Here is a 15,271-nt window from a genome sequence, read left to right as displayed (position 1 = left end):
CGCCCGGGGATCCGCCCAGGCTTTGGAGGCACTGGGCGAGGCATGACCGCCCGAGCGGCAGCAGGACGGCGGCCGTTCGTGGCCAGGAGATACCGCCCGCTACACCCTCCCCCACGTATTCCGGTCCCGGGCCATGGCATGCAGGGCCTCCACGTCCGCCGGTTTCAGTACCCCTCCCCGTCTCGCCAGGTCCGGCAGGTTTGTGTCCTGGAGGATCTGGACCTCCCGTGGGGGTGCCACCGTGGTGAGCGTGGCCGGGGCCGTCAGGACCAGGACGGGGTGGACCTCTGCCGTCAGGGCGTACGACGCGCGGTCCGCTGCCGTGCGGACCCGGCGCAGCAGGGGCTGTGGCTCGTGGCGGCCCAGGGTGACCATCGGGTCGGCCACGAGGACGCGCTGCTTGCGGGTGTACAGCGCGTGGAGAGCGAACAGTCCGCCGGGGCCGATCAACAGGTGGTGGATGCGGTCGCCGCCCGGCAGCGGGATCGAGTGCAGGGCGTGCCAGCCGGCGCCGTCGAGGCGGTCCAGCGCCTCGCCCACCGTCTGCTCGGCCAGCAGCGCCCGCCGGCGCGGGTCCGGACGGAGCCGGTGCGCCGGGCCCGGATCGCGGTCCAGGGCCACGAGCAGCGCCTCGCCGGGGCGGTTCGGGGCCAGGTCGTCGTCCGGGTGGAGCGAGAGACGTGCCAGTTCCGCCGGGGTCGGAACCGGAGGCGGTCCGACCGTCACCGGGCCCGCCATGAAGGGGCCCAGGGCTTCGAGGACGTCGTCTCTGCGCTCTTCGTCGAGGAGGTTGACCCTGGCCGCCTCACGGTCGTACCAGGCGACGTTCCTTCCGTCCCTGAGGCAGACGTACAGCCTTTCCTGCCCGTGCCGCCAGGTCGGTACGACGCGCAGTCCGCTCATGCGTCATCACCCCTCGACCATGGGAACAGGCGGGGTGCTCCGGGGGCAAGAACCCGGTTACCTTTGAGAGCGGTTGGGAGGGGCAGTTGGGGAGGCGCCGTTGCGTACCCGCAGGAAGCAACCCGACGTACCGATTCCGGACAGCCCGTGGAGCGAGATCGTGCCGGGCCTGTGGATGGGCGGGCACGAGTTCATGGGGCACTCGGGACAGCTCGAGTTCGCCGTCGTACGTCATGAGTTCGATCTTGTGCAGACCCTGCTCAGGCTGCCGGGGCACGGGCCCGACCCGGAGGTCGAGCACCATGTGTGGCCGATTCCCGACGGCCCGCTGGACGGCACACAGCTCGCGGGCGTGATCCGGCTGGCGCGGGCCGCGGCGGAGGCGCTCGACGGGGGCCGCGAAGTCCTCGTCCGCTGTTACCACGGGTACAACCGCTCCGGACTCGTCGTGGCGCACGCGCTGATCCACGGGGGCAGCACCGCCGACGAGGCGATCCGGCTCATCCGCGCCCGCCGCTCGCCCTGGGCCCTGCACAACGAGCTGTTCGTCGACTATCTGCGGGCGGGACTGGCCACGGCCCGGTTGCTGGAGGAACTGGCCGAGTAGCCGCCGAACATCCCTGTGGCCTCTCCGCACCGTGAGGCCGAGCCGGTCGCTGTCGTGCGGGCGGAGATCGCCGCGCATCCGGACGGCTGCGGCTCGAAGGGCGCGCAGCACGGGACGGCGACCCGGATGGGCGACTGCGCCGCGGGCGGGACCGGGCCCGGTGTCCGGTCCCGAAGGCGTATCACCGCGATCTGACCGGCGACGGGCGCGACGAGCCCGCGCTGAGCTTCCGGCTCTGCCCCACCAACCGGACCGCCGTACGCGTCCACACCTTCGAGGATCACCGGGCGTCCGGCTCACCCGCACGAACGCCGAGGCGGGCGGCGCGCCGGCGATCCTGACGCTTCCCACGGCACCCCCGACGGCGCACACACCGCGGCCGGCCTCACCGGACGGCATCCGAGCGGCACCGGCCTCATCCCAAGACGCCCGGCTCGGCCTCGTGACGACCGCTCCGATGGCGCACCGTGACGAGCACCAACCTACGGTCACGCCTAGTGTGGCGATTGAGTCGGGTTCGCCCTGCCACCGGAGGTATCCCATGCCCCTGCGCCATTCCATACCCGGCGCGGCCGCCACCGCCGCTCTGCTCCTCGCGTTCTGCGTCACGCCCGCCGTCGCGGGCGGCAGCAGGGCCGACGGCGGTACGTACTACCGCGGCATCGTCACCGCCCAGGGCGGTATCTGGCTACGGGATCAGCCGGACCGGGGCAGCCGCATCGTCGGGTTCGCCGCGGAGGGCGACGTCATCTCGATCTACTGCAAGACCTACGGCGAACCGGCGCTCAACAACCCCCTCTGGTACCTCCTCACGGACGGCACCTGGGCCTGGGGGCCGGCCCGCTTCATCGCCAACTTCGGGGAGTCACCACGCTGGTGCTGACCGCCAAGGCGCACAATCCCTACTATCCGGGTAGGTTCCGGACATGACGAAGGCCGGAACCGCCGTCGCAGCTGCCAAGCCCCTCACACCCGCGGTACCGCCTCCCCAGCGCCGAGGCGTCGAGCTCGCCCTCATCGTGCTGGCCGTCCTGCTGTCGGTGTACGGCTACTGCGCGGTCGGCCTGGCGAGGACCGGCACCGTCCCGCCCGGTGCCGCCGGTTACGGCGCGGGGCTCGGTGTGCTCGCCGTGCTCGCGCATCTCGCGGTCCGCCTCCGGGCGCCGTACGCCGATCCGCTGCCGCTGCCCATCGGTGTGCTGCTCAACGGGCTCGGCCTGGTGCTGATCTACCGGCTCGATCTGGAGACGCCCGACGACCCCGCGGCGCCCGCCCAACTCGTGTGGTCCACGCTCGGGGTGGGCCTGTTCATCGTGGTCGTCCTGCTGCTGCGCGACCACCGGGTGCTGCAGCGGTACGCGTACGTCAGTGTGGTCGGGGCGCTGGGGCTGCTCACGCTGCCTATCCTTTTCCCCGCCGTCAACGGCGCCCGGATCTGGATCCGGATCGCCGGATTCTCCATCCAGCCGGGCGAGTTCGCGAAGGTGCTGCTCGCGGTGTTCTTCGCCGCGTATCTGGCGGCCAACGGCAAGGCGCTCGCGTACGCCGGCCGTCGCGTGTGGTTCGTGCAGCTGCCCACGGGGCGGGTGCTCGGTCCGGTCCTCGCCATCTGGCTGATCAGCGTGGGCGTGCTGGTCCTGGAGCGCGACCTCGGCACCTCGCTGCTGTTCTTCGGCCTGTTCGTCGTGCTGCTGTACGTCGCCACCGGGCGCACCGGCTGGATCGCGGTCGGGCTGCTGCTGGCCGTCCTCGGCGCGGTCGCCGTCAGCTGGCTCGAACCCCATGTGCACGGCCGCGTCGAGGACTGGCTCCACCCACTGGCGACGATCGAGGCGGGCCGAGGTCCCAACCAACTCGCCCAGTCGCTGTTCGCGTTCGCGGCGGGCGGGTTCCTCGGCACCGGCCTGGGCCTCGGCCACTCGGTGCTGATCGGCTTCGCGACCAAGTCGGACTTCATCCTGGCGACGGCGGGCGAGGAACTGGGCCTGGCCGGGCTGTCGGCGATCTTCCTCTTGTACGGCCTCCTCGTGGCGCGTGGTTACCGGGCCGGCCTGGATCTGCGCGACCCCTTCGGGCGGCTGCTGGCCGTCGGTCTCGCCTCGCTCGTGGCGCTCCAGGTGTTCGTGATCGCGGGAGGGGTGACGGGCCTGATCCCGTTGACCGGCATGGCGATGCCGTTCCTGGCGCAGGGCGGGTCCTCCGTCGTCACCAACTGGGCGATCACGGCGCTGCTGATCCGGCTCAGCGATTCGGCCTCACGGGGGCAGCCCGATGCGCGGGTGATCCCGTGACGAAGTACATCCGCCACGCCGCCTTCTTCTGCGCCCTGTTGCTCGCCGCCCTCCTGGTCAACGCGGCGCGCGTGCAGGTCTTCGGGTCCCGCTCCTACGACGGGAACCCGGCCAACCGTCGTGCCGCGATCGCCCGTTACGGCCAGCCACGCGGCGACATCCTGGTCGACGGGCTGCCGGTCACCGGCTCCCGGGACAGCCATGAGCAGCTGCGGCACGAACGAACCTACGCCAACGGCCCGTTGTACGCCCCGGTCACCGGATTCTCCTCGCAGGAGTACGGGACGACGTTCCTGGAGCACGCCGAGGACGGCATCCTGTCCGGCAGCGATCCGCTGTTGTCGCCGTTCCCGCTCTACAACGACGTCACGCGGGCCAGGAACCCCGCCGGGGACGTCGTGACGACCCTCAACCGGGCCGCGCAGGAGGCCGCTTACCAGGGTCTCGGCGCACGCAAGGGCGCGGTGGCGGCGATCGAACCGGCCACCGGGCGCGTGCTGGCGCTGGTGTCCACTCCGTCGTACGACCCGGCGCAGCTGTCCGGCAACGGCACCACGGCGATCTCGGCATGGGCGCGGCTCAACCACGATCCGGAGCAGCCGATGCTCAACCGGGCCGTGCGGCAGACGTATCCGCCGGGCTCCACCTTCAAGGTGGTCACCGCCGCGGCGGCGCTGGACGCGGGCGTGATCCGCGATCTGGACGAACGGACCGACTCCCCCGACCCGTTCACCCTGCCCGGCACCCGGACGCGACTGACGAACGAGGGCGACGGATGCAGGGACGCCTCGCTGCGCACCGCCTTCGAGTGGTCCTGCAACACGGTGTTCGCGAAACTGGGCGCGGACGTGGGGGCCGAGAACATGGTGTCCACGGCCCAGGCCTTCGGGTTCAACGACACGAGTCTGCGCATCCCGTTCTCGGTCTCGCCGAGCACCTTCGACACCACGGTGGACCGGGCGCAGCTGGCGCTGTCGTCCATCGGTCAGTACAACACCCGCGCCACACCGCTGCAGATGGCGATGGTCGCGGCGGCCGTGGCGAACGGGGGGCAACTGCGGGAGCCGTACCTGGTCGAGCGGACCGTCCGTAAGGGCGGCGAGACGATCGCGACGCCGGGCTCCCGGCCGCCGCGCCAGGCCATGCATCCGGCGACGGCGATGACCATGAAGGAGCTGATGACCGACGTGGTCCGTGAGGGCACCGGCGCCAACGCGGCGATCCGCGGCGCCACGGTCGGCGGCAAGACCGGCACCGCCCAGCACGGCGTCGGCAACACCGGTGTGCCGTACGCCTGGTTCGTGTCGTGGGCGCAGGCGGACACGGACCTGGAGCCGAAGGTGGCGGTCGCGGTGGTGGTGGAGGACGCGTCGGCGGACCGCGGCGAGATCAGCGGCGGCGGCGACGCGGCGCCGATCGCGAAGGCCGTGATGCGGGCCGTGCTCGGTCTGTGAGACGGGGGCTGTCGCGACCCGGGGTCCCGACCTACCGTTCGGTCATGACCGCATCCGCAGCCGTGCACCACCTCGCCCAGGTCAACATCGCCCGCCTCAAGTTCCCGCTGGACTCACCGGAGTTGAAGGACTTCGTCGACGCGCTGGACCCGGTGAACGAGGTCGCCGACGTCGCCGACGGCTTCGTCTGGCGCCTGCAGAGCGACGCCGGGAACGCCACCGACATCCCCGTGCTCGGGGACGAGTGGCTGATCGTCAACATGTCGGTGTGGCGGGACACGAACGCTCTCACGGCGTTCATGTACCAGGGCCAGCACCGGGAGATGCTCACCCGCCGCCGTGAGTGGTTCGAGCGGCTGGAGGAGGCGGTGACGGCCCTGTGGTGGGTGCCGGACGGCCACCGCCCCACGGTCGCCGAGGCGGAGGAACGGCTGCTGCACCTGAGGGCGCACGGCCCGACGCCGTACGCCTTCACGCTGCGCACGTCGTTTCCGGCTACCGCCGGCGGTCGATCGCGGTGAGGTCGATGTCTAGTGCTGGAACAGCTCGGTCAGTTTGAGGCGGTTGTGGAAGACGCCGTCGAGGCCGTAGGCCTTCGTCCCTCGGTCGAGAGACCGCCTGGTACGCCCAGCCCACCCAGTCGAGTGCGCCCCTTCACCAGTCAGAAGAGTGATCAACCGGCAGTACGTCGACCTGCCTCGATCGCCTGCTCCACCTCCGCGACCCGCTCCCGCTCCTCCACGCCGAACCGCTCCGCGTCCAGCTTCTCGGCGATCTCCTCGTCCTGGGCCATCAGCAGGTCCAGGTTCGAGTCCCCCATCTCCAGGACGCCCATGTCGACATAGGCCTGCTGAAGGCGCTTGCCCCACAGGCCGATGTCCTTGACGCAGGGCACGATGCGGCTGAAGAGCAGCCTGCGGAAGAGCTGGAGGAACTCGGAGCGCTCGCTGAGCTGCTCCGCCTCCGCCTTGGGGATGCCGAAGTTCTCCAGCACCTCGACCCCGCGCAGCCGGTCGCGCATCAGATAGCAGCCCTCGATGACGAACTCCTCGCGCTCGCGCAGTTCGGCGTCGCCGAGCTGCTTGTAGTAGTCGCGCAGCGCCATCCGCCCGAAGGCCACGTGCCGGGCCTCGTCCTGCATGACGTAGGCCAGGATCTGCTTCGGCAGGGGTTTGTCGGTGGTGTCCCGGATCATGCCGAACGCCGCCAGCGCGAGCCCCTCGATGAGGACCTGCATGCCGAGGTACGGCATGTCCCAACGGCTGTCGCGCAGGGTGTCGCCGAGCAGCGACTGGAGGTTGTCGTTGATCGGGTAGACGAGCCCGATCTTCTCGTGCAGGAAACGGCCGTAGATCTCGGCGTGCCGGGCCTCGTCCATGGTCTGGGTCGCGGAGTAGAACTTGGCGTCCAGGTCGGGCACGGACTCCACGATGCGCGCCGCGCAGATCATCGCGCCCTGCTCGCCGTGCAGGAACTGGCTGAACTGCCAGGAGGCGAAGTGCTGTCGCAGCTCGCCCTTGTCGCGGTCGGTCATCCTCGCCCAGTACGGGGTGCCGTAGAGGGTCATCGCCTCGTCGGGCGTGCCGAGCGCGTCGTACGGATCGACCTCCAGGTCCCAGTCGATGCGCTTCTGCCCGTCCCACTGCTTGTCCTTGCCCTTCTGGTACAGGGCGAGCAGCCGGTCGCGGCCGTCGTCGTACTCCCAGCTGAACCGGGCCGCTCCGCTCGCGGGCACCTGCCAGAGGGGATCTCCCGGATCCTTGGCGTACACGTCGTAGGTCGGCATACCTCGCAGGCTCACACGTGGACGCCGCGTCAACAAGTCATGCGCAAGGGATTGACGGCCTTACTGACAAGCAGTCTCATAAGGCCAGAGGACGTGACCCACGGGTAACGAGGCAAGGGAGCCGGACTCATGACGACCCTGACGGAAGCCGACGCGCTCGACGGACTGCGCGACGCGCTGGGCCTGCTCAAGGACCGGGAGCAAGTGGCCGAGCGGCTCCTCGCCTCTTCCGCCAAGCACTCCTTCGACCCGGACAAGGAGCTGGACTGGGACGCGCCCTTCGAGGAGGGCAAGTGGTTCTGGCCGCCCGAGCTGGTGTCGCTGTACGACACCCCGCTGTGGAAGCGGATGAGCGAGGAGCAGCGGATCCAGCTCTCCCAGCACGAGGCCGCCGCGCTGGCCTCGCTCGGCATCTGGTTCGAGCTGATCCTCATGCAGCTGCTGGTGCGGCACATCTACGACAAGTCGGCGACGAGCGCGCACGTGCGGTACGCGTTGACCGAGATCGAGGACGAGTGCCGGCACTCCAAGATGTTCGCGCGCGCGATCTCGCGATGCGGGACCCCCTGGTACCCGGTGAGCCGGGTCCACCAGAACCTCGGCCGGCTGTTCAAGACCATCTCCACCACGCCCGGTTCCTTCACCGCCACGCTGCTCGGCGAGGAGGTCCTGGACTGGATGCAGCGGCTGACGTTCCCGGACGAGCGGGTCCAGCCCCTCATCCGCGGCGTCACGCGCATCCACGTGGTCGAGGAGGCCCGGCACGTGCGGTACGCCCGTGAGGAGCTGCGGCGCCAGATGCTCACGGCTCCGCGCTGGTCCCAGGAGTTCACCCGGCTCACCTCCGGCGAGTTCGCCCGCGTGTTCTCCATCGCCTTCATCAACCCCGAGGTCTACGCGAACGTCGGCCTGGACAAGCGCGAGGCCATGGCCCAGGTGAAGGCCAGCGCCCACCGCCGCGAGGTCATGCAGACCGGCGCCAAGCGCCTGACCGACTTCCTGGACGAGATCGGCGTGCTCCGGGGAGCAGGCCGCCGTCTGTGGAAGTCGTCCGGCCTGCTCGCCTGAGCAGGCGGCCGGGCCGGCCCTCAGCCGTGCGGACCCTCAGCGATTACCCTGCGGGGCATGAGCCCGCAGGCACCCACCCCCGCCTACCGTCGCCTCAGCGTCGAGGAGCGGCGCAACCAGCTCCTCGACGCCGCGCTGACCCTGTTCGCGCACCGCGCGCCAGAGGACGTGTCCCTCGACGACGTGGCGGAGGCGGCCGGGGTGTCCAGGCCCCTCGTGTACCGCTACTTCCCCGGCGGCAAGCAGCAGCTGTACGAGGCCGCCCTCCGGTCCGCCGCCGAGGAACTGGAGCAGTGCTTCGACGAGCCGCACCAGGGCCCCCGGATGCCCCGCCTCGCCCGTGCGCTCGACCGCTACCTCGCCTTCGTCGACGAGCACGACACCGGCTTCAGCGCGCTGCTCCAGGGCGGCAGCGTCGTGGAGACCAGCCGTACCACCGCCATCGTCGACGGCGTGCGCCGCGCCGCGGCCGTGCACATCTACCGCCACCTCGGCATCACGGACCCCGGCCCCCGGCTGCGCATGACCGTCCGGATGTGGATCACGGCCGTGGAGGCGGCCTCCCTCATCTGGCTCGACGAGGACAAGCAGCCCCCGGCCGACGAGCTGCGAGACTGGCTGGTGGAGCAGTTCGTGGCCGCGCTCACGGTCACCGCGGGCCGCGACCCGCAGACCGCCACGCTCGTCGCCGACCTGGCGGCGGATGTCTGAGACTGGTGCCGTGAAGAAACAGGACACCCCCTTCGAGGGCGGCCCCATGGACGGCCGCGTGCTCGCCGTACTGGTGGGCCCCACCGGAAACCCTCCGAAGACGTACCGCATCCCGGTCCCGGACGCGCACGGCGGCCCGCCCACCGTCCTCGTCTACCGCCGCGAGCCCCGTGGGCACAGCAAGCGGCTCGGCCTGGTGCAGGGGTGGAAGTACACGTACGACCCCGAGGGCAAGCGAGCCGGCGGCCTCCGTCTGCCCTGGTCGAAACGGGACACCGATCCAGACGCCACGCCGTCCGGCAAGCCGGATGACGCGGACGGGTGACCGGGTTGCGCCGAATCGCGCACGTTCGGCGAATATGGTATGCGCGCGTGGTGATGATCTCGGTGCGGCAGGAAGCGGAAGGACCGCCCCCGCACCGGAGGTGACGACATGTCAGGAAGGCTTCTTCGCCTGGTCTGTACCGCTGCGGTGGCGGCCCAGGCCGCCCTCGTCCCGCTGCCCGCGGCGGCGGCACCCGAACCCCGGCGCCCGGTGAAGGACCTGCTGACGGACCTTCATAAGCTCTACCGGCAGGCGGAACAGGCCACCGAGACCTACAACGCCACCGATGTGAAGCTGAGGAAACAGCGTTCCGCGGTGACACGGCTGGACGGCGCGCTGGCCCAGGCCCGGCTGTCGCTGCAGGAGAGCCGAGGCGCCGCCGGCCGCCTGGCCCGGCAGCAGTACCAGAACACCTCCGACATCTCCGCCTACGTACAGCTCCTGCTGTCCCGCGATCCGCAGCACGCGCTGGACGAACGCCATGTGATCGGGGAGCTGGCGCGCGAGCGGGCCGAGACGGCGGCCCGGCTCGCAGGCGGCACGAAACGGGCGGACGAGCTGGCGCGCAAGGCCCGCAGGGCCCTCGACACCCAACTCACGCTCGCCGCACGCCAGAAGAAGAACCGCGACGACGTCCGCGCCCGCCTGACGAACGTGGAGCAGATGCTGGCCTCGCTCAGCGCCGAACAGCTGACCGAACTCGCCCGCCTCGAGAAGAACGAGACCGCCGGCGCCCAGAACGAACTCCTGGCATCGGGCGCACTCGGCGCCGAACGGGCCCCCTCACAGGAGGGCAACAGGGCCGTGCACTACGCGGAGGCCCAGCTCGGAAAGCCGTACCAGTGGGGCGCTGAGGGCCCGGGGTCGTACGACTGCTCGGGTCTGACGTCCCAGGCCTGGAACCACGCGGGCACCCCAATCCCCCGCACCAGCCAGGAACAGTGGGCGAGGCTCCCCAAGGTCTCCCTCAAGAACCTGCGCCCGGGCGACCTGGTGATCTACTTCCCGGAGGCCACGCACGTCGCGATGTACGTGGGCGAGGGCACGGTGATCCAGGCCCCCCGCCCGGGCGAAAGGATCAAACTCTCCCCGCTCGCGTCCAACCCGATTCTGGGAGCCGTACGGCCAGATCAGGCGCGCCCCGCGGCGGCGGCGCAGGGCTCCGCCTGACATGCGGCTCCGCCGCGGGGTGCGCGATCAGCCACAACGAACCCATGGCCGCGCGCACCCCGCGCCCCAACGCCGCCTAGCCCACAGAAGCGAGGTACGCCGCCGTCTTCTCCGACTCAGAGAAGCAAACCCCCGGCCGTGCAGGGCTCCCACCAGCGGTTTCGCCTCAACTGGGAACCCCGCAGGGGGCCGTGGGCCGCCTGTGGGCCGTCAGACCGAACGTCGGGCCGTGTCGTAGACGGTCGCGATCGCTGTGCGCGTCCGCTCCTGGCTGCTCGGCATGAGGTGCGCGTAAATGCGTAGCGTCAGGGCCGCAGCCACGCCGTCCTTCGCAAGCGACTTGAACGCACGCAGCACGACCCCCCGCGAGACGTCGTGATCGCGCATCAGATCTGCGGCGGCCGGCAGGTGCGTCAGCTCAGGATCTGCCTCAATCTTGGCTTTCACTGCCTCCGCGACCTGCATAAAGGTCCCCCGAGGGCTGGCCTGCTGCGCCACGCGGTACCCCTCCCTAGTGGCTCTCTACCTGACCGTGCGTACCCCAGTGTGCATTGCACCGCCATGCCTAGGAGAGTACGGTGGCCAGCTTTCGATCACGGGGGGGGTGATCGGGGTACCTGATCGCAGTGAGGTATCCCTCGCTTCCCGGATGCCGACCCACCGGCGAAGTAGGTCTAGGGTGACGCAGCTGCTCTGCCTTGGCGATCGGCCCAACAGTCCACCAGGTGGACATGGACGAGACGCTGAGCCGGAACGAGTTGGCCCGCGCGATCGCGACAACGACCAGCCTGGACCAGGTCGAGACCTTCAGCCGCGAAGTCTGCGGCTACTCGGAGATCGACTACGAGCGCAACAAGGCCGCATGGCTCAAGGAGCAGCCGCCAACGGAGCTGAACCCGAAGGCAGTCCTGGCCGAGCTGGACCACTTCGAGGCCAGCGCCCGAAGCCGCGGAGTCACCCACACGACGTTCCGCCACATCACCGAGGCCCTGCACCTCAACGGCAACCAGCGCCAGGACTTGCGCGAGTTGCTGCTCAACAGCCGTCCGGAGCAGTACGACGCGCCCCTGTGGCGCATCACGACTACGTCTGAGCAACAACCTTCTTCACGGGTTCAAGCCCCGGCTGCGCTCCGCTCCGCCGGGCGCGCTTCCCGGCTCCGCTCCGCGCGACGCTCCTGCCTTCGGCCCGCTCCGCGCGCGCTGCGCCGACGCGCGCCCACATGTGGATAGGGCCGGTGACCATGAGTCGATCACCGCATAGCGCGGCCCGATCAAGAACATGCCTCCGGCGGGGGATCGACCGGCACCGGGATGGAGGGGGCACCGTCGCCGACTGCGGGCCGTAGTGGCGTGCGCAGGGTGCTCCCATCCCATCCACCGTCAACCCAGGCAGAGCCGAGCAGACGCGGCCCATGGCGTCCAGGTCGTTCGTACAGTAGCGCGCTCCACCTGGACGCCATGAACCACGCCCGCTCCACATGCGTGTGGGTCGACGGCGGACAGGATGGGAGCTGGGGAAGGTGGTGGGTTGGGGCAGGTGGGACGCCACTGGTACGGCAGAAGGTGACCACCCTCATGGGTCTGGGCGCATGCGTGGTCAGGACTGCCGGGTTTGACTCTACGTATGAGTCCCGATCAGCCAATGCCGGGCTCCGAGGAGCCGTTGTGGGGGAAGCCTGACGTACCCGGTCCGCCGACCGATATGCCACCGCTGGCGGCCCGGTGGCGGCGGCTTCTGGCGCGGATCATCGACTACGTCATGATCATCGGAGTCCCCTCCAACGTCGTTGTGTGGATCTACGAACGCACTCACCCCGCCCTCAGCTATATGTGGAGCGCACTACTGGGCGTGATCTTCTGGCTCGTGTACATCGGCTACGACGGCTACCTGCTTACCACCCGCGGCCGGACCTTCGGCAAGCAGTGGATGAAGATCCAGGTCGGCATGCTCCATGACGGATCGCTCCCGGCCGGCTGGCCTGGCTGGCTGCGCGCCGCGGCCTACGGCCTGCCGGGGGTCCTCGCGGGCGCCGGATGGGCACTCTGGGCGATCAACGTCCTTCCGGCGTTCGTCCCGTCCGCCCTCGGGATCCTCTGGCTGATCAACGTCCTGTGGTTGCTGTGGGACAAGCCCTATCAACAGGCGCTGCACGACAAGGTGGCCAAGACCGTCGTGGTCTCGGCCCAGTGACCGGTACTCACGGTTCGGCGGCACTGGCGCTCCAGGCCATAGAAAAAGGCCGCGCTTGTCAAGACCGCATGCGGCGGCTGACACCAGCGGCTGACACCAACAAGCACGAACAGCAGCGGTCGATGCCAGAACTCAGTGGACGATCGACCGAGACGCAGGGGCGGTTGATCGCCGTTGACAGGCCCCCATGATCGACCTGATAAGGATGAGGCCAGACCTTCAAGTCTGTGTCCGGCACAGGCGCTGTTCCAACCTATGGACGACGCCCTGTGGCTTGACCCAGTCATTGTCCGCCGCCCGGAGGGTGCGGGGATCGGCTGCTGACTACGCGGGAGGTGCGTAAGGGTTCCTGTCGGACGCCGGTGGGCCACCCCACTGTGCCCCTGGCGGCGGAACAGGAGCCCAGTACGGGCCGCGGTGGTCCATCCACCATCTACCGATGGTGTGGAACTTCTCCTCGAACCTGCGATCCCAGCTGAGGAACCCGGTGTTCGGCGCCCGCAGACGGGTACGGCGGCCGCCCGCTTCGTAGATCACGACGGTCCGGGTTCCGAAGAAGGACTCCATCCGGATGGCTTGGACGTTCGACCACGGGATGGTCCGGTGGCGGAAGTTGTGCACGATGGCCGCCGACTGCGTGAGAGTGACCCCGAAGGGCCGCCAAGTGATCAGCATCACGAGCGGCAAGGTGACTACTGAGACCACTACAGGATCAAACGGGTCCCCGTCCAACCAGAACAAGACCTGCAAGGCCATGAGGATAACGATGCTGGGCAGCGCAGGCAGCACGCGTTGGAGGCGCGTCAACCGGTAGCGGATGCGCTCCGGCGGTATAGCCCCGGCCTGCGATTGCTCCATCAGTTCCCACCCCTCACACAATGCAGCCGGCACTGGCGCATCATCGTCCGGGCAGCATGGCGGACCAGGGGCGCGCTGTCCATCCGCCTACTCCGGGAAGCCGAGCAAGCGCTCTGGAGAACTCGTCTGGCCACTTACCGTGGCCGTGGATCTTGAGACTGACGAAACCGACGCCTGCGCCGAGAGGAACTTCACGGCCTGGGGTGCTGTGCCCCTTCCGTGCCCGAACGGTCAGCGACCAACGGGGAGCTACGGGGAACAACAGCGAGCCGCCTGCGTTCGCGCAGGTCAACATCGCGCCAGGTCAGCACGGATCCGCATACGCACTCTTCCAAACTAGGGCTCCAGCCCGGCGGTAAAAGCCGCGCTTGTCAAGACCACGTGCGGCGGCTGACACCAACAAGCACGAACAGCAGCGGTCGGCGCCGGACTTCAGTGGACGACCGACCGAGGCGCAGGGGCCGTTGGCCGACGGTGACAGACCCCCGTGACCGACCTGATAAGGATGAGGCCACAGGTTCAAGGCCTGTCAGCCCCACCAGTCGGGGCGTACATAAACCGGATCATGGACTTCTTCCGGAGATGCAGCCACAGGGATAGCCTTCCAGTCCGTTCGAAGGCTACTGGAGGCTCTTGTGCACACCGCCATATTCCTGCTGCGGAGCGCGCTGGGCCTAGGTGGCAGTCTGGTGGGCATCTGGGAGCTGACCCGCCAGGCTTCGGGACCGGGCTGGAGGAAACCGCGGGTCTTCTCTGCGGTCGCAGCTTTGATGCTCGCCGGGCTGCTTGCCGTCTAGAGATGGCCAGTCGGCGTGCCCCTTCCATGCCCGTTCGGTCAGGAAACAGCGGGGAACGGCGGTCGCTGGCGGACGATGCCCACGAGAACGGCCCCTGACCGAGTTACCTGGTCAGGGGCCGTTCTCACTACTCAGCCAGCGGAGGCGGTGGGATTTAAACCCACGGTGACATCGCTGCCACGACGGTTTTCAAGACCGTACGCGGTGACCTCAGCAGGTCGGATGGCGAGAGAGGAGGTTCCAAGTCCCTCGTTGGCTGCTAAGACGGCCAATTCGCGCCCTACCGACATCCAGGCAGATTCACTCACCCTCGGACATATGGCAGCTTCAAGCGGTCGAGCCGTATGCCAGTCCTGTCAGAGACGTGACCCCACGGTGCGCAGTCGCGGCCTTATCGATCTGATGGCCGAGCTGTGCGAAAGGTGCTGGAACTGTCTCGCCAACGGTCTTGCGGCCGTCGAGGGAGCCACGGCACCGCGGCTTCCGACCGCGGACGAGGAGGAAGCAGAGGGGGTGCAGACGAGCGGACCCGCGACCTGCCGCAGGTGTCGTGAAGAGGTGCGCCGCTACCCGACCTACTACGAGCGGTGGGTGGACCTGGAGATTGACGAGCAGCCGGCGAAGGAGGTCCCCGAGCGCTATCGCTGGCGCCTCATGAAGGCCCCGACTCCACACGCCCCGACCGTGATCGCGGTCAGGGTCCGGGTCATAGACCCGCTTCCTAGTGATCCCGTCATTCCGGCCCACGCCTTCCGCTGCCCGGACGAGGAAGCCGAACGCCAGGACCTCAACCCGTAGCCACCGCCCGAGCCACATCCGTGCCAGATCGAGCGGGGAACAACGGGGAACCACGGGCAGCCCCGGAGCCACCACCGGGCATCGTTCGGGGCGCGGGACGCGCAGGTCACGCCGCCGACCACCCAACCTCGCTCCTAAAGCGGTGATCGAACGCGAGCGCCTCAAGGCTGTCCTGGGGGCCGCATCAGCCCCCTGTGGCCATCCTCTGGCCAGATTCGCCCACGCGGCCAGACAGAGACAGCGAACGTCCCGGTAGCTGTCAAGTCAAATGAAACGAATGTGCGGCTATGAACTGTGTTGCTGTGGTTCG

Annotated in this window: 15 protein-coding genes and 3 pseudogenes; 14 read left to right on the top strand and 4 right to left on the bottom strand. The window is 69.2% G+C overall.

Features of this window, described 5'->3' with window-relative positions; translation table 11 throughout:
- Nucleotides 1-99 precede the first annotated feature (99 nt).
- The gene (locus IEZ19_RS42620) at nucleotides 100-903 is read right to left on the bottom strand and encodes a nuclease-related domain-containing protein (protein ID WP_189316780.1); all 804 of its coding nucleotides are present in this window, start codon (nucleotides 901-903) and stop codon (nucleotides 100-102) included.
- Nucleotides 904-1,003: 100 nt separating this feature from the next.
- On the opposite strand from IEZ19_RS42620, the gene IEZ19_RS42615 reads away from it, so the two are divergent.
- The 6 genes and pseudogenes from IEZ19_RS42615 to IEZ19_RS42595 all read left to right on the top strand — a co-directional run bounded on the left by IEZ19_RS42615 (nucleotide 1,004) and on the right by IEZ19_RS42595 (nucleotide 5,776).
- Complete coding sequence (locus IEZ19_RS42615; RefSeq protein ID WP_189316779.1) at nucleotides 1,004-1,510, top strand: protein-tyrosine phosphatase family protein; 507 nt, start codon at nucleotides 1,004-1,006, stop codon at nucleotides 1,508-1,510.
- 30 nt (nucleotides 1,511-1,540) lie between these two features.
- Nucleotides 1,541-1,797 (top strand): annotated as a pseudogene (locus IEZ19_RS51745) (hypothetical protein); the annotation flags it as partial.
- Nucleotides 1,798-2,051: 254 nt separating this feature from the next.
- On the top strand, nucleotides 2,052-2,393 hold the full coding sequence (locus tag IEZ19_RS42610) for an SH3 domain-containing protein (protein WP_189316778.1): 342 nt from the start codon (nucleotides 2,052-2,054) through the stop codon (nucleotides 2,391-2,393).
- Between the two features lie 43 nt (nucleotides 2,394-2,436).
- Nucleotides 2,437-3,801: an FtsW/RodA/SpoVE family cell cycle protein gene (locus tag IEZ19_RS42605; protein ID WP_189316777.1), complete on the top strand. Its 1,365-nt coding sequence runs from the start codon at nucleotides 2,437-2,439 to the stop codon at nucleotides 3,799-3,801.
- Nucleotides 3,798-5,255, top strand: coding sequence for a penicillin-binding transpeptidase domain-containing protein (locus IEZ19_RS42600; protein WP_189316776.1), 1,458 nt, complete (start codon nucleotides 3,798-3,800; stop codon nucleotides 5,253-5,255). The genes IEZ19_RS42605 and IEZ19_RS42600 overlap by 4 nt, the downstream gene beginning before the upstream one ends.
- A 44-nt stretch (nucleotides 5,256-5,299) precedes the next feature.
- On the top strand, nucleotides 5,300-5,776 hold the full coding sequence (locus IEZ19_RS42595) for a DUF3291 domain-containing protein (RefSeq protein WP_189316775.1): 477 nt from the start codon (nucleotides 5,300-5,302) through the stop codon (nucleotides 5,774-5,776).
- A gap of 152 nt (nucleotides 5,777-5,928) precedes the next feature.
- On the opposite strand, the gene IEZ19_RS42590 is transcribed toward IEZ19_RS42595, so the two are convergent.
- Nucleotides 5,929-7,041, bottom strand: a complete 1,113-nt coding sequence (locus IEZ19_RS42590) for a ferritin-like domain-containing protein (protein WP_189316774.1) — start codon at nucleotides 7,039-7,041, stop codon at nucleotides 5,929-5,931.
- A gap of 129 nt (nucleotides 7,042-7,170) precedes the next feature.
- On the opposite strand from IEZ19_RS42590, the gene IEZ19_RS42585 reads away from it, so the two are divergent.
- From IEZ19_RS42585 to IEZ19_RS42570, 4 genes are all read left to right on the top strand, one after another.
- On the top strand, nucleotides 7,171-8,109 hold the full coding sequence (locus IEZ19_RS42585) for an AurF N-oxygenase family protein (RefSeq protein WP_189316773.1): 939 nt from the start codon (nucleotides 7,171-7,173) through the stop codon (nucleotides 8,107-8,109).
- Nucleotides 8,110-8,166: 57 nt separating this feature from the next.
- Entirely contained in the window at nucleotides 8,167-8,820 is a 654-nt protein-coding gene (locus IEZ19_RS42580; RefSeq protein WP_189316772.1) for a TetR/AcrR family transcriptional regulator, read from the top strand.
- Nucleotides 8,821-8,830: 10 nt separating this feature from the next.
- On the top strand, nucleotides 8,831-9,145 hold the full coding sequence (locus tag IEZ19_RS42575) for a DUF8847 domain-containing protein (protein ID WP_189316771.1): 315 nt from the start codon (nucleotides 8,831-8,833) through the stop codon (nucleotides 9,143-9,145).
- Nucleotides 9,146-9,253: 108 nt separating this feature from the next.
- On the top strand, nucleotides 9,254-10,315 hold the full coding sequence (locus IEZ19_RS42570; protein WP_189316770.1) for a C40 family peptidase: 1,062 nt from the start codon (nucleotides 9,254-9,256) through the stop codon (nucleotides 10,313-10,315).
- Nucleotides 10,316-10,525: 210 nt separating this feature from the next.
- On the opposite strand, the pseudogene IEZ19_RS54400 reads toward IEZ19_RS42570, so the two are convergent.
- Nucleotides 10,526-10,624 (bottom strand): annotated as a pseudogene (locus IEZ19_RS54400) (integrase); the annotation flags it as partial.
- A gap of 398 nt (nucleotides 10,625-11,022) precedes the next feature.
- Between IEZ19_RS54400 and IEZ19_RS42560 the strand changes: the two are divergent.
- Both IEZ19_RS42560 and IEZ19_RS42555 read left to right on the top strand, forming a co-directional pair.
- Nucleotides 11,023-11,394, top strand: a pseudogene (locus IEZ19_RS42560) (DUF1152 domain-containing protein); the annotation flags it as partial.
- Between the two features lie 547 nt (nucleotides 11,395-11,941).
- A complete protein-coding gene (locus IEZ19_RS42555) occupies nucleotides 11,942-12,508 on the top strand; it encodes an RDD family protein (protein ID WP_229841489.1) in 567 nt (188 codons plus the stop codon).
- Nucleotides 12,509-12,832: 324 nt separating this feature from the next.
- On the opposite strand, the gene IEZ19_RS42550 is transcribed toward IEZ19_RS42555, so the two are convergent.
- On the bottom strand, nucleotides 12,833-13,366 hold the full coding sequence (locus IEZ19_RS42550) for a YdbT family protein (protein WP_189316768.1): 534 nt from the start codon (nucleotides 13,364-13,366) through the stop codon (nucleotides 12,833-12,835).
- 635 nt (nucleotides 13,367-14,001) lie between these two features.
- On the opposite strand from IEZ19_RS42550, the gene IEZ19_RS42545 reads away from it, so the two are divergent.
- Nucleotides 14,002-14,163, top strand: a complete 162-nt coding sequence (locus tag IEZ19_RS42545) for a hypothetical protein (protein ID WP_189316767.1) — start codon at nucleotides 14,002-14,004, stop codon at nucleotides 14,161-14,163.
- A gap of 402 nt (nucleotides 14,164-14,565) precedes the next feature.
- Nucleotides 14,566-14,961 carry a DUF6083 domain-containing protein gene (locus tag IEZ19_RS51740; RefSeq protein ID WP_229841488.1) on the top strand — a complete coding sequence of 132 codons (396 nt, stop codon included), beginning with the start codon at nucleotides 14,566-14,568 and terminating at the stop codon, nucleotides 14,959-14,961.
- Nucleotides 14,962-15,271: the final 310 nt, after the last annotated feature.

Source organism: Streptomyces brasiliensis (assembly GCF_014647875.1).
Lineage (GTDB): Bacteria > Actinomycetota > Actinomycetes > Streptomycetales > Streptomycetaceae > Streptomyces > Streptomyces brasiliensis.
Note: the sequence above shows the minus strand (reverse complement) of the source record. Positions and strands in the feature narration are given on the sequence as shown.

Excerpts from the sequence above, each read along its gene's own strand:
- IEZ19_RS42620 (WP_189316780.1), bottom strand. The coding sequence starts at position 903 with ATGAGCGGACTGCGCGTCGTACCGACCTGGCGGCACGGGCAGGAAAGG.
- IEZ19_RS42610 (WP_189316778.1), top strand. The coding sequence starts at position 2,052 with ATGCCCCTGCGCCATTCCATACCCGGCGCGGCCGCCACCGCCGCTCTG.
- IEZ19_RS42605 (WP_189316777.1), top strand. The coding sequence starts at position 2,437 with ATGACGAAGGCCGGAACCGCCGTCGCAGCTGCCAAGCCCCTCACACCC.
- IEZ19_RS42595 (WP_189316775.1), top strand. The coding sequence starts at position 5,300 with ATGACCGCATCCGCAGCCGTGCACCACCTCGCCCAGGTCAACATCGCC.
- IEZ19_RS42590 (WP_189316774.1), bottom strand. The coding sequence starts at position 7,041 with ATGCCGACCTACGACGTGTACGCCAAGGATCCGGGAGATCCCCTCTGG.
- IEZ19_RS42585 (WP_189316773.1), top strand. The coding sequence starts at position 7,171 with ATGACGACCCTGACGGAAGCCGACGCGCTCGACGGACTGCGCGACGCG.
- IEZ19_RS42580 (WP_189316772.1), top strand. The coding sequence starts at position 8,167 with ATGAGCCCGCAGGCACCCACCCCCGCCTACCGTCGCCTCAGCGTCGAG.
- IEZ19_RS42570 (WP_189316770.1), top strand. The coding sequence starts at position 9,254 with ATGTCAGGAAGGCTTCTTCGCCTGGTCTGTACCGCTGCGGTGGCGGCC.
- IEZ19_RS42555 (WP_229841489.1), top strand. The coding sequence starts at position 11,942 with ATGAGTCCCGATCAGCCAATGCCGGGCTCCGAGGAGCCGTTGTGGGGG.
- IEZ19_RS42550 (WP_189316768.1), bottom strand. The coding sequence starts at position 13,366 with ATGGAGCAATCGCAGGCCGGGGCTATACCGCCGGAGCGCATCCGCTAC.
- IEZ19_RS51740 (WP_229841488.1), top strand. The coding sequence starts at position 14,566 with ATGGCCGAGCTGTGCGAAAGGTGCTGGAACTGTCTCGCCAACGGTCTT.